General features: G+C 66.0%; 13 protein-coding genes. 2 read left to right on the forward strand and 11 right to left on the reverse strand.

What is annotated here, in order from left to right; translation table 11 throughout:
* Nucleotides 1-87: 87 nt before the first annotated feature.
* Nucleotides 88-2,496 carry a TonB-dependent receptor gene (locus AC07P1_RS03335; protein ID WP_494694483.1) on the forward strand — a complete coding sequence of 803 codons (2,409 nt, stop codon included), beginning with the start codon at nucleotides 88-90 and terminating at the stop codon, nucleotides 2,494-2,496.
* Nucleotides 2,496-3,689: a glycerophosphodiester phosphodiesterase gene (locus AC07P1_RS03340; RefSeq protein WP_494694484.1), complete on the forward strand. Its 1,194-nt coding sequence runs from the start codon at nucleotides 2,496-2,498 to the stop codon at nucleotides 3,687-3,689. Before AC07P1_RS03335 ends, AC07P1_RS03340 begins: the two co-directional genes overlap by 1 nt.
* A gap of 259 nt (nucleotides 3,690-3,948) precedes the next feature.
* On the opposite strand, the gene AC07P1_RS03345 is transcribed toward AC07P1_RS03340, so the two are convergent.
* The 11 genes from AC07P1_RS03345 to AC07P1_RS03395 form a co-directional block, all read right to left on the reverse strand.
* On the reverse strand, nucleotides 3,949-5,130 hold the full coding sequence (locus AC07P1_RS03345) for a hemin-degrading factor (RefSeq protein ID WP_494694485.1): 1,182 nt from the start codon (nucleotides 5,128-5,130) through the stop codon (nucleotides 3,949-3,951).
* A gap of 18 nt (nucleotides 5,131-5,148) precedes the next feature.
* Nucleotides 5,149-7,512: a TonB-dependent receptor domain-containing protein gene (locus AC07P1_RS03350; protein WP_494694486.1), complete on the reverse strand. Its 2,364-nt coding sequence runs from the start codon at nucleotides 7,510-7,512 to the stop codon at nucleotides 5,149-5,151.
* Between the two features lie 226 nt (nucleotides 7,513-7,738).
* Nucleotides 7,739-8,308 (reverse strand): gamma carbonic anhydrase family protein, encoded by a 570-nt coding sequence (locus AC07P1_RS03355; RefSeq protein ID WP_494694487.1) that lies wholly within the window; start codon nucleotides 8,306-8,308, stop codon nucleotides 7,739-7,741.
* Between the two features lie 16 nt (nucleotides 8,309-8,324).
* Nucleotides 8,325-8,960: a glutathione S-transferase gene (locus AC07P1_RS03360; protein ID WP_494694488.1), complete on the reverse strand. Its 636-nt coding sequence runs from the start codon at nucleotides 8,958-8,960 to the stop codon at nucleotides 8,325-8,327.
* Nucleotides 8,957-9,676, reverse strand: a complete 720-nt coding sequence (locus tag AC07P1_RS03365; RefSeq protein ID WP_494694489.1) for an aspartate/glutamate racemase family protein — start codon at nucleotides 9,674-9,676, stop codon at nucleotides 8,957-8,959. The genes AC07P1_RS03360 and AC07P1_RS03365 overlap by 4 nt, the downstream gene beginning before the upstream one ends.
* Nucleotides 9,676-10,293: a DUF1349 domain-containing protein gene (locus AC07P1_RS03370; RefSeq protein ID WP_494694490.1), complete on the reverse strand. Its 618-nt coding sequence runs from the start codon at nucleotides 10,291-10,293 to the stop codon at nucleotides 9,676-9,678. The genes AC07P1_RS03365 and AC07P1_RS03370 overlap by 1 nt, the downstream gene beginning before the upstream one ends.
* Nucleotides 10,290-10,694: a VOC family protein gene (locus tag AC07P1_RS03375; protein WP_494694491.1), complete on the reverse strand. Its 405-nt coding sequence runs from the start codon at nucleotides 10,692-10,694 to the stop codon at nucleotides 10,290-10,292. The genes AC07P1_RS03370 and AC07P1_RS03375 overlap by 4 nt, the downstream gene beginning before the upstream one ends.
* Before the next feature lie 30 nt (nucleotides 10,695-10,724).
* Entirely contained in the window at nucleotides 10,725-11,183 is a 459-nt protein-coding gene (locus AC07P1_RS03380; protein WP_494694492.1) for a DUF4124 domain-containing protein, read from the reverse strand.
* Nucleotides 11,184-11,257: 74 nt separating this feature from the next.
* Nucleotides 11,258-12,178, reverse strand: a complete 921-nt coding sequence (locus AC07P1_RS03385) for a L,D-transpeptidase family protein (RefSeq protein ID WP_494694493.1) — start codon at nucleotides 12,176-12,178, stop codon at nucleotides 11,258-11,260.
* Between the two features lie 19 nt (nucleotides 12,179-12,197).
* Nucleotides 12,198-12,578: a VOC family protein gene (locus AC07P1_RS03390; RefSeq protein ID WP_494694494.1), complete on the reverse strand. Its 381-nt coding sequence runs from the start codon at nucleotides 12,576-12,578 to the stop codon at nucleotides 12,198-12,200.
* Nucleotides 12,579-12,649: 71 nt separating this feature from the next.
* Nucleotides 12,650-13,504 (reverse strand): hypothetical protein, encoded by an 855-nt coding sequence (locus AC07P1_RS03395; RefSeq protein ID WP_494694495.1) that lies wholly within the window; start codon nucleotides 13,502-13,504, stop codon nucleotides 12,650-12,652.
* Between the last annotated feature and the right edge of the window lie 128 nt (nucleotides 13,505-13,632).

Here is a 13,632-nt window from a genome sequence, read left to right on the forward strand (position 1 = left end):
GTCATCACCCGGTAACACACCGTCACTATCATGCGCAGCGTTGCTATTCCTGTTATCACTCTTTTAATCGGTTTTCCAAGGCAGAACATGAACAAGAAATTATCCGCAGTGTGCTTCGCCGCGCTGAGCTTCCCGATGCTGGCCATGGCCGCCAACGTTGCCGCCGCCGTCGCCGAAATGGCCGCCCCGGCCAACGCCGCCGACGCGCCCGCCGCCGCTGCCGATACTGTGGACACCGCCGCCGCAGCCGCCGCGCCGATGGCCACCGTGGAAATCGCCACCCGCAAGACCCGCTCGTCGGTCGCGATGACCAAGAGCGATATGCAGAAAATCCTGCCGGGCATCAACCCGTTGAAAGCGCTGCAAACCCTGCCGGGCGTGAGCTTCCAGACCGCCGACCCGTGGGGCAACAACGAACAAAACACCTCGCTGTTCATCCACGGCTTCAGCGGCCCGCAGCTGGGCTACACGATGGACGGCGTGCCGCTGGGCGACCAGCAATACGGCAACTACAACGGCCTGTCGCCACAGCGCGCGGTCATCAGCGAAAACGTCGGCAGCGTGATCCTGTCGTCGGGCGCGGGCGACCTGTCGACCGCCTCGACCAGCAACCTGGGCGGCACCATCGAGACCTTCTCCAGCGATCCATCGCAGACGCGCAACCTCGCGGTCCAGCAGACCGTCGGCAGCTACAAGACTTCGCGCACCTTCATGCGCTACGACACCGGCACCTTCGGCGAGGGCAACAGCGCCTACATCTCCGGCGTGCACCACGAACAGCGCGCCTGGGACTTCAAGGGCCGCCAGGGCGGCGACCAGTTCAATGCCAAATTCGTCAACCAGTCGAGCCTGGGCAAGCTGACCTTGTTCGTCAACTACTCGGACAAGATCGAACCGAACGAGGACAGCACCGTGCGCTCGGCCACAGAGAAGTTCCAGCCGTACACCCGTCCCTTCCTGTATCCGAACTTCCAGCAGGCGGTGTCCTACCTGTCGCCGACCGGCGCCACGCCGGCCGCCGAGGGCAACAACTACCGCAACTACTACAGCGACGCCCAGCGCACCGACTGGCTGACCTACGCCAAGTTCGACATGAACCTGGGCGAGTCGACCACCTGGTCGAACCAGATCTACTATCACAACGACGACGGCGTCGGCGTGGTGGCCGGTCCGATCGGCGTGGCCGGCCTGCCGGGCTTGTTCGCGGTCTACTTCCCGGGCCAGAACCTGAAGCAAGTGTTCGGCAACTCCGGCTACGCCACGCGCACCACCGAATACGTCATCAACCGCAGCGGCTACCTGTCGAGCCTGACCACCGAACTGGGCGATCACAAGCTGCAGGCCAGCCTCTGGCTCGAAAGCAACCGCTCGTCGGCCTACCGCCGCTGGTACGCGCTCGACGTCAACAACCCGAGCTCGCCGTACGACCGTCCGAGCAATCCGCTGATCACCCAGTACGGCAGCGAGATCGACAACAAGGTCGCGCAAATCTCGGTGCAGGACGAATGGCGCGTGCGCGACGACCTGGCGCTGCAGGCCGGCTTCAAGTCGAGCCTGCAATGGGCCGACGGCCAGTTCCCGGTGCAGCCGAAAGTGGGGGCCATCGCCAACGGTTCGACCGCCCTGCCGGTGGGCAAGATCACCACCAAGAAATGGCTGCTGCCGCAGATCGGCGCGCGCTGGGACATCACGCCGCAGGATCAATTGTTCGTCAACGTGCAAAAGAACATGCGCCAGTTCGTCACCTATGGCGGTGGCGGCGCCTCGCCGTGGAGCCTGGCGAGCCAGCAGGCGTTCGACCTGTTCCGCGACACCGCCAAACCGGAAACCTCGATCACCTATGAGGCCGGCCTGCGCACCAGCCACCAGCTCGATCTGGGCGCGCTGAGCGCCATCGACGGCCAGGTCAACGTCTACCACGTCAACTTCAAGGACCGCCTGTTGCAGATCAGCCCGACGCCGGTGATCTCGTCCATCATCGGCGGCAACCCGGTGCTGGCCAACGTCGGCAGCGTCAAGACCGACGGCATCGACCTGTCCGGCACGCTGCACTTCGGCCGCATGTTCTCGCTGTACAACGCGCTGTCGTACAACCGTTCCGAGTACCAGGACAACTACAGCAACGGCGCGGCGTTGGTGCCGACCGCCGGCAAGGCCGTGCCGGGCAGCCCGGAGTGGATGAACAAGACGGTCGCCACCCTGACCGTCGCCGACACCGAGTTCCAGCTGATCGGCGACTACGTCGGCAAGCGCTACGCGACATACACCAACGACCTGTCGGTGCCGAGCTACTTCCTGATGAGCCTGGGCGTGTCGGGCAAGCTGCCCTTCCTCAACGGCGGCTTGATCAAGAACGCGCGCTACCGCGTCAACATCACCAACCTGGCCGACCGCGAAGGCAGCTTGAATGTGGTGGTCGGCGCGGCCAGCGGGACTTACAATACATTCCCGATCGCACCACGTCAGGGCTTCCTGACTTTGATGGCTGACTTCTGATGAATAGACTTTATTTGCCTTCGCGCCTGTCGCGCCGGGGCTTTATCCAAACGGCGGCGTTGACCGCCGGCGCCTCGCTGCTGTTGCCGGCATCGTCGGTGCTGGCGGCGACCGGCGGCCTGGCTGACCAGTCCGGCCTACCGGGTGTCGCGCCGGTCGGCGCCGGCGGCATCGGCGGCGGCAAGAAGCCGCTGGTGTTCGCCCACCGTGGCGCCAGCGCGCTGCGGCCGGAACACACGCTGGCGTCGTACGCCAAGGCCATCGCCGACGGCGCCGACTATATCGAGCCCGATCTGTGCAGCACCAGGGACGGTGTGCTGGTGGCGCGGCATGAGGCGTATCTCAGCGAGACCACCGACGTCGCCAGCCATCCGGAGTTCGCCAGCCGCAAGACGCGCAAGACCATCGACGGCGAGCCGCATGACGGCTGGTTCGTCGACGACTTCACCTTGGCGGAACTGAAGACCTTGCGCGCGGTCGAACGCATTCCCGCTTATCGTCCGGGCAGCGCGCAATACAACGGCATGTTCCAGGTGGCGACGTTCGAGGAGATCATCGACTTCGTCGCGGCCGAGGCGGCGGCGCGCGGGCGCATCATCGGCATCGTGCCGGAGTTGAAGCACTCGACCTATTTCGCCAGCGTCGGCCTGCCGCTGGAGGACCGCTTCCTGTCGATTCTGGACGCGCACGACTACACGCGCCGCAATCCGGTCGAGATCCAGTCGTTCGAGGTGGCCAATCTCAAATACCTGCGCGGCAAGCTGGGACGGCGCGCCAACCTGCGCATCATGCAGCTCGTCATCGCGCAGGATGTGCGGCCGATGGACGTGGCGGCGGCCGGCGGCAAGCTGACCTTCGCGCAGATGTGCACGCCGGCCGGCCTGCGCGACATCGCGCAGTACGCCGACGTGGTGGCGCCGCCGACGCGCTCGATCATTCCGCTGAAGAAGGACGGCAGTCTGGCCGAGCCGACGTCGCTGGTGGACGACGCGCACAAGGCCGGCCTGCGCGTGGAGCCGTGGACGTTCCGGCCTGAAAACCAGTTCCTGGCGGCCGATTTCCGCGACGGCGGCAGCCTGCAGGCCCGCAACGAGGCCGGATCGATCGCCGAGATGAAGCGTTATATCGCCGTTGGGTTGGATGGCTTCTTCACCGACGATCCGGCCTTGGGCCGCGCCGCCGTCGGCACTTAAAAGCAACTCCGGGGTCAGGTCCTCATGCCGCTAAGTTAAGTGATGTTCGTAGGGCGGATTAGCGGGCGAGGCCCGCCAATCCGCCCCGGGGGCCCACCGAAGGAGGCGGCCTACCTGCCGGTAGGCCTTGAGAGGCGGAACGCCGTAATCGGCCATGAGCCGCCGACGGAGCATGGCCGATTACGCTGCGCTAATCCGCCCTACGTGATTTAGATGAACGCTTAACTTAGCGGCATTAAAACCCGTCCCCGGAGTTGCATCAGCGGCTGGCTTGGCGCGGGGCGTCGTCGGCTTTCGGCAAGGCTGCGGTCATGTTGATCCAGCTTTCGGGTTGCGGTTTCTTCGGTTCGCGCACGCCGAAGAAGCTGACCACCTGGTCGCTGTTGTTGTCGTAGAACTCGACCGAAGTGATGCCGGCGCGCTTGACCACCCAGCCGCTGGCGAAGGCGCCGTCACGCAGGTGCAAATTGAATTCCGGGTCGAGCACGTTGAACCAGCCCGGCGAGGCGGCGACCTTGCCTACCTTGCCACTGAAGATTTGGATCGTCGAGCCGTTGCCCAAAAAGACCATGATGTCGATCTTTTGCTTGGCCGTCTCCTCCAGCAACTGGCGCACCGCTTGCGGCGTGATGCGCTTGGCAGCGCCGGCCGGGGCGAGGCGCATCGCTTGCTGGCGCGAGACGCCGAACTCCGTCAGCAGGCGGTTGAACTGGTGGACGTCGTTGATTTCATTCCATGCCAGCTGGAATTCCTTGACGTCGATCTCGCTGTCCGGCTTTTCCTTGGCCTTCACGGTTTGCGGGGCTACCTTCAGGTCGGCGCTTTGCGACGGCGCGCGGAAGTCGGCCACCAGCTTGTCGAACACCTGCACGCCGGCGTCGTTCTTGAGGTACAGCTTGTGCACGGCGTTGCCGCTGGCGTCGAAGAATTGCAGGCTGCGCGAGACCACGCCGTCCTTGCCCGGCTGCGTCACCGCGAACGCGTATTTCCATTTGTCGAAGGTGAAGCGCAGGTCGATTTCGCCGCCCAGGTAGCCGCCGGCGATGTTGCGCAGGCGCGCTTCGCGCTCTTTCTGTTTGTCTTCTTCGAGGCCGACGATGTCGTCCTGCGACTTAAGCTTGCTGGCGACGCCGGTGCGCTCGAGCACGCCGTTTTCGTTGCGCGTCAGCGCCAGCACCTTGCCCAGGTCGAGCGCGCGGCGCATGATTTCACGCGGCACGGTGTCGCCTTCCTTGAGGCGGACGACGGTCTTGCCGATGCCGGTCGCCAGCAGGTCCGCTTCCGAGACGCTGAGCGTTTTGGCGGCGTCGCGCGCGGCCAGCTTGGGCTGCTCGGCGCGCAGGGTTTCCCAGCGTTCGGCCAGGCTGGCGGCGCCGCCCGGCAAGGTGGTGAACAGCAAGGCGGCGGTCAGCGCCAGAGTGAATCGGTGGTGAGGTTTCATGGTGGCTCCGTGGGTTGTTTAGTAGATGACTTTGAGGTTGACGGCGAAGTTGCGGCCGGGACGCGCCTGGCGTTCGATGTCGGCCAAGGTGGCCGCCGTGGTGCCCGCGACCAGGCTGCGCGAGGAGGCGTAGTCCCAGTACTTGCGGTCGGCCAGGTTGTACAGGCCGCCGCTGACGGTGGCGTGCTTGTTGATGTGCCAGTACGCGGTCAGGTCCATGACCGTGTAGCCGGGCACGGCGAACATGCCGGTCGTGGCGCTGGTGAATACGTCGGCAGTGGCGCGCTTGCCGCGCGCCGTGCTGACGATGAAGGCGCCGCCGCCGCGCTTGGCCGGGTCGTCATAGGCGAACGTGGCGTTGGCTTTGTACGGTTGCACCGAGGCCAGTTCGGCCTTTTTGCCGCTGTCCTTGTTTTCGGCCGTGCCGCGCGAGATGCCGCCGGCCAGCGCCAGGCTGTAGCCCCGCATCGGCTGCCACCATTGGCCCAGTGCGAAGCGGCTGCTCACTTCGCCGCCTCGGATTTTGGCCTTGCCGACGTTTTCCGGACGGAACAGGCCTTGCGTGATGGTCGGGTAGTTGACCGGGTCGGGCGCCTGCGCGGCGTATTCGATGAAATTGTCGTAACTGGTGTGGAACAGCGAGAAGCTGAGCTCTACACCTTGTGTCGGCGCGCCCTTCAGGCCCACCTCGAAGGCGTTGCTGGTTTCCTTTTTGAGGTCGGGGTTGCCCAGCACGGCGTAGCCGTTGCCGGCGCCGGTGTAGCTGAACGAGTCGTAGGTGCCGGTGCGCTCGGCAGCGCTCGGCAGGCGGGTGCCGCGCGTGTATTGGGCATAGGTGCTCAGCTGCGGGGTCAGCTCGACCGAGAAGTTCAGGCTCGGCGTGAGGAAGGTGTCCTTGTCCTGGCGGATTTCCCTGGCCGCGCTCGGCACGGCGATGACGTAGTTTTGCAGGTTTTGCGGCGTCAGCTTGCGGCGCTCGGCGCGCAGGCCCGGCGTCAACGTGGCCTGGTGGCCGGCCAGGTTGAATCCGAACTCGCCGCGCACATAGGCGGCCAGCTTGTCGGTGTCCATGTCGGCCATGCGGTTTTTCATCGTGATCTGGTGGGCGCCGGTGCGCACCACCGTGCGGTCCTCGATCCATGGACGGCGGCTTTCCAGTTCCTCGTAGAGCACGCCGTAGCCGAGCATGAGCGACGGGTTCAGTTGCTTGACGGCGTCGAATGCGATGCCCTTGCTGTCGTTGAAGTAGCCGGTCGTGATGTTGCGGATGTAGGGCTGGCCGCCGGTCACGTAGTCGGCATTGGTGTCGTCCTCGACCGAGGCGGTTTGTTTGTAGAGCTTGGTTTCGAGCTTGTCGAACAGCGGGTTGGCGGCCGGCGTGTAGCGGTGCTCGACGCTGTAGCGGGTACGCTCGGTGTTGGAGTTCTGCGTCGCGCCGGCCGGATACAGGGCGCCGACCTTGTTGTTGTAGATGCGGTCGTGCTCGGCCTTGTAGTGGTCGATGGTGAAGCGCAGTTCCTGGTCGCGCGCCAACTTCCAGTTGAGCTTGGCCAGCACGGCGTCCGAGGACCAGTCGTCCGGGTTGGGGACGGCGTCGCCTTCGGTTTTGATTTCCGCGCCGTCGCGGTGGACGGCGACGATCAGCGCTTGCAGGTTGTCGCCGAGCGCGGTGGCGGCGGTGACGGCGTGCATGCGCGAGGCCTGTTCGGACGCATAGCCGAACTTGTAGTCGGCGTAGAGTTTGCGGGTGCCGTCCAGGTACATTTCCGGCGATTTGGTGACGAACGAGACCGCGCCGCCCAGGCCTGGCGTGCCGCCGCCGGCCGGGCTGGCGCCGGAGCCGATGCCGACGTAGTGGAAGGTTTCAGGGTCGGTGTAATCGCGGCCGATGCCGAACGAGTTCATCGACGTGCTTTCCGGACGCGGCGCGGCGTCCGGCAGCGAGATGCCGTCGACTTCGAGGCTGACGCGGTTGCCTTCGACGCCACGGATATTGATGCCGGTGTTGCCGGCGCTGTCCCAGACGTTGGCGCCGCCGCTGGCGGCCGCCGGCACGCTGATCAGCGGCGAGTAGCGGGCGATCTTGGCCATGTCGATGGCGTTGTTTTGTTCCAGTTGCTCGGCTTTGATGACGGTGGTGGTGCCGTTGCGGGTGGAGGCGGCTTCGTCGCGCTTGGCCTGGACGACGATTTCGCCTAGGGCCGGGGCGCTGGCGGCGGCCGCCGCTTGGGCTTGGGCTTGCTCGGCGTGGGCCGGGAGCATGGCCGTGGCCATGAGGGTGATCAGCGCGGAGTGCACCGCGACGCCCATCAGGCAGGGGCGCGGGGTGTGGGGGTGCTTGGGCGCGGCCAGATGCCGGGCGCCCGTGGTGGTGGCAGCCATAGAGTTCCAAGAGAGAGTTGTGGACGGCTGGCTCTCGGAATGACGGCGATTGCTGGCAAAAACGCATACTAACAATAATGATTCTCATTTACAAGTGGTGGACGTGTAAAGATTGGTTATTGTCAAAGCGATTATGCCTAAGAACGGGTGGAAATTTTTTAGCTGTGTTGGCGGAGCTTGGCGGATTACGCGCTTTGCGCTAATCCGCCCTACGTGGTTCAGATTTTTATTCGGCGCTGCTGGCCTGACTCTGCGTTGCTTTGCTCTCGCTGCTGATGTGGTTGTTTTTTACGCGGACGTAGTGCTCGGCCGAGTACTTCAGGTAGGCGATTTCCTCGGGGCTTAGCTCCCTGACCTTCTTGACCGGACGGCCGACGTACAAGTGGCCGCTTTCCAGCACCTTGCCCGGCGAGACCAGGCTGCCGGCGCCGATCATGACGCGGTCTTGCACCACGACGTCGTCCATGACGATGGTGCCCATGCCAATCAGGCATTCGTTGCCGATGGTGCAGCCGTGCAGCAGCACCGAGTGGCCGATGGTGACGTAGTCGCCAATGATCAGCGGCGAGCCGTCCGGCTTGCCCGGGTGCTTGTGGGCGACGTGGCCCATGGCGAAGTCCTGCACGTTGCTGCAGTCGCCGATGACGATGCGGTTGACGTCGCCACGCAGCACGGTGTTGCACCAGATCGAGCTGTCGCGGCCGATACGGACGTCGCCGATCACTTGCGCCGTGGCGTGCAGATAGGTGTCGTCGCCGAGGACGGGGCTGGTGTCGAGATACGGGGATAAGGGCATGCGATGTCCGGAAAAGTCAGTGGGGGGAATAGGTGCTGTCGCCGTGCGGCGCGGCGGCGAACTGCGGCAGCGCTTCGGCGCGGCGCGACAGTTCATCCAGCGAAGGATAGTTCTCGGCGGCCACCAACTCGGGCAGCATTTGCCGCATGAAGTGCCAGGTGACGGCGGTCATGACCGCGCCGTGTTCCGTGCCGGCGCCGCCGAGGATCAGCGGGTTTTCCCGCTGCTCGGCTTCGAGCGCGTCGAAGGCCGACAGCATTTGCAGGGTGACCCTTTCAACCCACGGCTGGTGCAGCTTTTCGGCCGGACGGACGTTGCGTTCGTAGACGATCTGCACGCCCTTGTCGCAGGCGGCCAGCGCCAGCCCGAGCACGCGCAGCGAGCGCAGCAGCGCGGCCGGCTCGGACGGCGTCAGGCGCCGCTCCGGCGCGGCCAGCGTTTCGGCGTATTGCAGGATCAGGGTGGAGTCCATCAGCACGGTGCCGTCGCCGGTCACCAGGGTCGGCGCCTTGACCACCGGATTGATCTGGCGGAATTGGTCGAAGGTGCGGAACACCGACAGCGACTGGTGTTCGAACGGCACGCCGAGCAGTTGCAGCGACACGGCGACGCGGCGGACATAAGGTGAGTCGAGCATGCCGATCAGTTTCATTTTCTCTCCGGGGTATCGGGTGGAAGGCCGAGCGCACATTCGGCGGCCTTGCGGGCGTGGATGGCGGTGGTGTCGAACAGCGGCACCGCCGCGTCGGACTGGGCGATCAGCAGCGAGATCTCGGTACAGCCGAGGATGATGGCTTGCGCGCCCCGCTCCACCAGCGCGGCGATGACGCGGCGGTAGTCGTCGCGCGAGGCGTCGACGACGTTGCCGAGGCAGAGTTCTTCGTAGATGACCCTGTGGACGATATCGCGCTCGGCCGGCTCGGGGACGATCACGTCCAGGCCGTGCAGCTCGCGCAGCCGGTCCTTGTAGAAGGCCTGCTCCATCGTGAAGCGCGTGCCGAGCAGGCCGATCCTGGTGTGGCCTGCGGCCTTGATGGCGGCCGCCGTGGGGTCGGCGATGTGGAACAGCGGAATGCCGACCGCCGCTTCGATGGCCGGCGCGACTTTGTGCATGGTGTTGGTGCACAGCACGATGAAGTCGGCACCGGCCGCTTGCAGCGAACGGGCGGCGCCGGCCAGCAATGCGCCGGCCGCGTCCCAGTCGCCGGCGCGCTGCAATTTTTCCACGTCGTGGAAGTCGACGCTGACGAGCACCACCTTGGCCGAGTGCAGCCCGCCCAGGTGCTGCTTGACCGTTTGATTCACCTGCCGGTAGTACGGCACCGTCGATTCCCAGCTCATGCCGCCGATTAGTCCGATAGTCTTCATCAAATGCGTCCCGGAATGAAGCTGAGGAAGGAGAACTCGGCCTCGAAGCCGGCTTCCTTGGGGCTGCAGGCGTACAGGCCGCAGGCGACCGCCTCGGCGCCGGCGCGCTCGTGCAGGTGGGCCATGCGGATTTGCGTCCATTGCTCGCCGTCGAGCGACGATTCGACGATGCAGTCGTTGTCCTCGGCGCGCACGCGGAGCCAGACGGTGTCGATGTCCTTGGCCAGCGGCTGGGTCGACCAGTCCGAATAATGGCCGTTGGTGACGACGACGCCGAGGCGGTTGTCGCCGTCCGGCTCGAACTCGACCGAGGTCTTGAGCCAGCAGCCGGGCGACAGCCGCACCATCAGCCCGGCCTGGTCGTACTGGTGCGCCGGGCGCGAGGTGACCTTGGTCGTGAGCACGAAGTCGCCCTCGGCCTTCAGGTGCAGGAAGTGGCCGTTATCGACCTGGAAGCCGTAGTGCGTGCGCTGCCAGAAGTCGGTGGCGGCGTCGGTGTGGATGCGCAGGCGGTTGGCGCCGTAGTCGACCTGCCAGTGGGCGGGTTCGCAATCCCATTGCAGCCGAGGGCTGAGCATGGTGTCGGCGAAGGTTTCGTGCAGCGCGGTGTCGCTCATCCGGTGTCCTTGTCTGGTGCTGGCCGTGCGTAGCTGACGGTGAGCATTTCCCATTGGTGCCCGTCGGGCTCGTTCCAATAGACGATGCTGCCGCCGTGTTGCGTGTCGACGGCGAAGTCGGTCGGGCCATGCACGGCGCTGCGGTGGGCGATGCCGGCCGACCGGATGCGCGCGAGGATGGCGTCGAATTCGGCCTGGTCGACGCGGAAGCAATAGTGTATCAAAGGAAGGGGCTCGGCCCATTCATCGAAGTCGATGGTCAGGCCGTCGTTGACGTAGACCGGCGCGAACGGGCCGATGCCGGTGGCCGACCACGGCACGCCGAGCAGCTCGGCCAGCAGTTTGGCCGCCGCGAGCTTGTCGCGCGACGGCACCATCAGATGATCCAGGGATATGGCCACACGCACCTCCTGCGGCCATTTTAAATTAACTTAGCGACAATAGGCGCGGATATCGTTGTTGGCGACGTCGCGGTCGTGCCGGTCGATCGGCAGGTCGTTGACGTGGCGCACGGTGCCCTCGACGACGGCGCGCGCCAGCGCGCAGCGGGTGGCGTCGGTTTCCGGCTCGCCGCCGCGATGGACCACCGTCGCCGCCCCGCCGCCCGCCTCGTCGCGCGGGCGGTAGGCCGGCGCCATCAGCTTGTGCTGCTGGCGGCGCTGGAATTCGGCCTCGCGTTGTTGCCAGGTGCCGGCCGGATTGGCCGCCGGCGGCGCCGACGTTTTGAGCATCTGCACGCGCGCGCCGCCGGCCAGGTCGGGATTGTCGGTGTAGTTGGTGACGCCGTTGGCGTCCACCCATTTGTAGATGTCGGCGTGGACGGCGCCGCTGGCGCCCAGCAGGGCCAGCGATAGTGGCAATGTCAGCGATGCGGCAAAGTTTTTGGTCATGGAAGATTGTTCTCATGGAGAATCGACCAGCCCATTCTACGGATTATTTCCGCGCAGAATCTATTGAAATGTCACTAACCTTGCAACAACACCACCGCGCCGCGCGAGATGGCCCGCGCCACCGTGCGCGCGTCCCAGTTCGTCAGGCGGATGCAGCCGTGCGATTGGGTCTTGCCGATCTTGCCCGGCTCCGGCGTACCGTGGATGCCGTAGTGCGGCTTGCTCAGTTGAATCCAGACGGCGCCGACCGGGTTGTTGGGGCCGGCCGGGACGCGGGCGGCGGTGTCGCCGGCCCTGGCGTCCCAGAACAGCTTGGGGTTGTAGCGGTAGTCGGGGTTGACGGCGACGCCGCGCACCTCCCAGCGCCCTTCCGGCAACGGGTCGTGGGCGCTGCCGGTGCTGGCCGGGAATTGCGCGATCGGCATGCCGCCGGCGTCGAGCAGGGTCAGGGTGCCGTCGCTGGCGTCGACCAGGATCGAGGTGGCCTTGGGCAGCGGCTTGGCCGAGGCCACGTTGGGCACCAGCAGTTGCTCGCCGGCGCGGGAAAACGACTTGCCGGGATTGAGGCGGCGCAGCAGTTCGGGGCTGCTGTGGAATTTTTCACCCAGCGCCTCGGCCACGCTGGCGTAGCCCAGCGCCGGCAGCTTGGCCTTGTCGGCCATCGTCGACGGCACCGGCCGGTATGGGCCGGCCACGTCCTCGCCGGTGACGGTGTAGACGTCGAGCACGGGCGCGGTGTCGGTCGACAGCACGGCCCAGGTGGCCGCGTCGAGCACGCCGGTGAGCGGCAGCTGGTGCAGTTTCTGGAAGCCGATGACGGCCTTGCGCAGGTTGCTGCCCTTGTTGCCGTCGATCTCGCCGGACGAGAAATGGGCGCGGTCAAGCAGCACCTGCGCGCGCAGCAGGTCGTGGCCGCCCGCGGCCGGGTTCGCCGGTGTTGCGGTTGCCGGGGGTTTGGCGGCGGCGATGCCGGCCAGCGCCAGCGCGGTGGTCATTAACAGCGTCTTCAACAAATCAGGCCCGGGGATCGTTGATGACCGCTTCGATGCGGTGGCCGTCGGGATCGACGAGGAAGGCGGCGTAGTAGTGGTCGCCGTAGTCCTCGCGCAGGCCGGGGGCGCCGTTGTCGCTGCCGCCGACCGCCAACGCGGCGGCGTGGAAGGCGTCGACGGCGGCGCGCGACGGCGCGCTGAAGGCCATGTGGAAGCCGGCGCCGGGCGCGGCGGCGTCGGGCCGCAGCTTCAGGCACAGCAGGTCCTTGTCGTCCTCGACGCCGTAGCCGATGGCGGTGTCGTCCTCGAACACTCGGCGGTAGCCGAGGGCGCCGAGCGCGGCGTCGTAGAACAGGCCGGCGAGCCGCAGGTCGCGCACGCCGAAGGAGATATGGTGGAGCATGGGGAATCGATTCCGATGGTCGCGGTAAGGGACCCGGATTCTACCAAATCGGGGACCCGCATCGCGCACTACTACTGCTGCTTGCGGTATTTCTGCATGACGTAGCCGAGCCGGTGGCGGTTGACGTCGAGCCAGGTCCACAGCGCCTCGACCTGCGCCGGGTGGGCGCGGTAGAAGGTGTCGTTGAAGGCGAGCCAGACGCGCGTGTTGACCAGCGGCTGCGGCAGTTGCACGACGGCGCCCTTGTAGCGCGCCAGCGTGGCCTTCAGGTGCTCCGGCGAGACGGCGGCAACGACCACGCCGTCGATGCGCCCGAGCCGCAGTTTTTCGAGGTTGCGCTCGAGGTCGCGCGCGCCGTCGTCGATCGTCAGGCCGGCCTCGCGCAGGCGGGCGGCGTAGCTTTGGCCTTGCGCCACGCCGAGCAGCTTGCCCTTGAAGTGCCGCATCGGCTGGGTGGAGGCCGGCAGTTTGTCGCCGGCGCGCACCAGCACGATCAGGGCGTTGTGCATGGCGCGGTCGAGGTCGATGTTGCCGGCCTTGTCGCGTGGTAGCGCTATCTCCGGCGGATAAACCGGTAGCTCTCCCATCGGCGACATGTCGATGTCGCCGTTGACCAGCGCGACGCGCAGGCGGGCGATCGGCAGGCGCACCCAGACCGGCGGGCAGCCGAAACCGGCGGCGAGCACGGCGTCGTGCATCAGGTCGACGGCGGCGCCGGCCGGGTCGGGGACGTCGGTGCCTTCGCCCAGCCAGTATGGGGGACGGTGCTGGTCCATGTAGCCGACGCGTACGGGGATGCAGCTGGCGGTGGATGGCGCGGGCGCGGTGGCCAGCACGATGGCCGCCCAGGCGCAGGCGACGGCAAGGCGGCCAGTATGGCGGCGGGTCGCTGGCGCGGCGCTGGCTTGGGTGGGGGCTTGGGTCATGGCGGTATCGTCACTTCGCTGGGGGCTTGTCGGTATCATACAATTTATTTCCGAGTGGAAATCTAGCGAAATGTCACGGGTGTTGGCATGGACGTCGACGGAGCTTGGCCGATTACGCTGCGCTAATC

Source organism: Duganella sp. GW821-FHT07F09 (assembly GCF_059418705.1).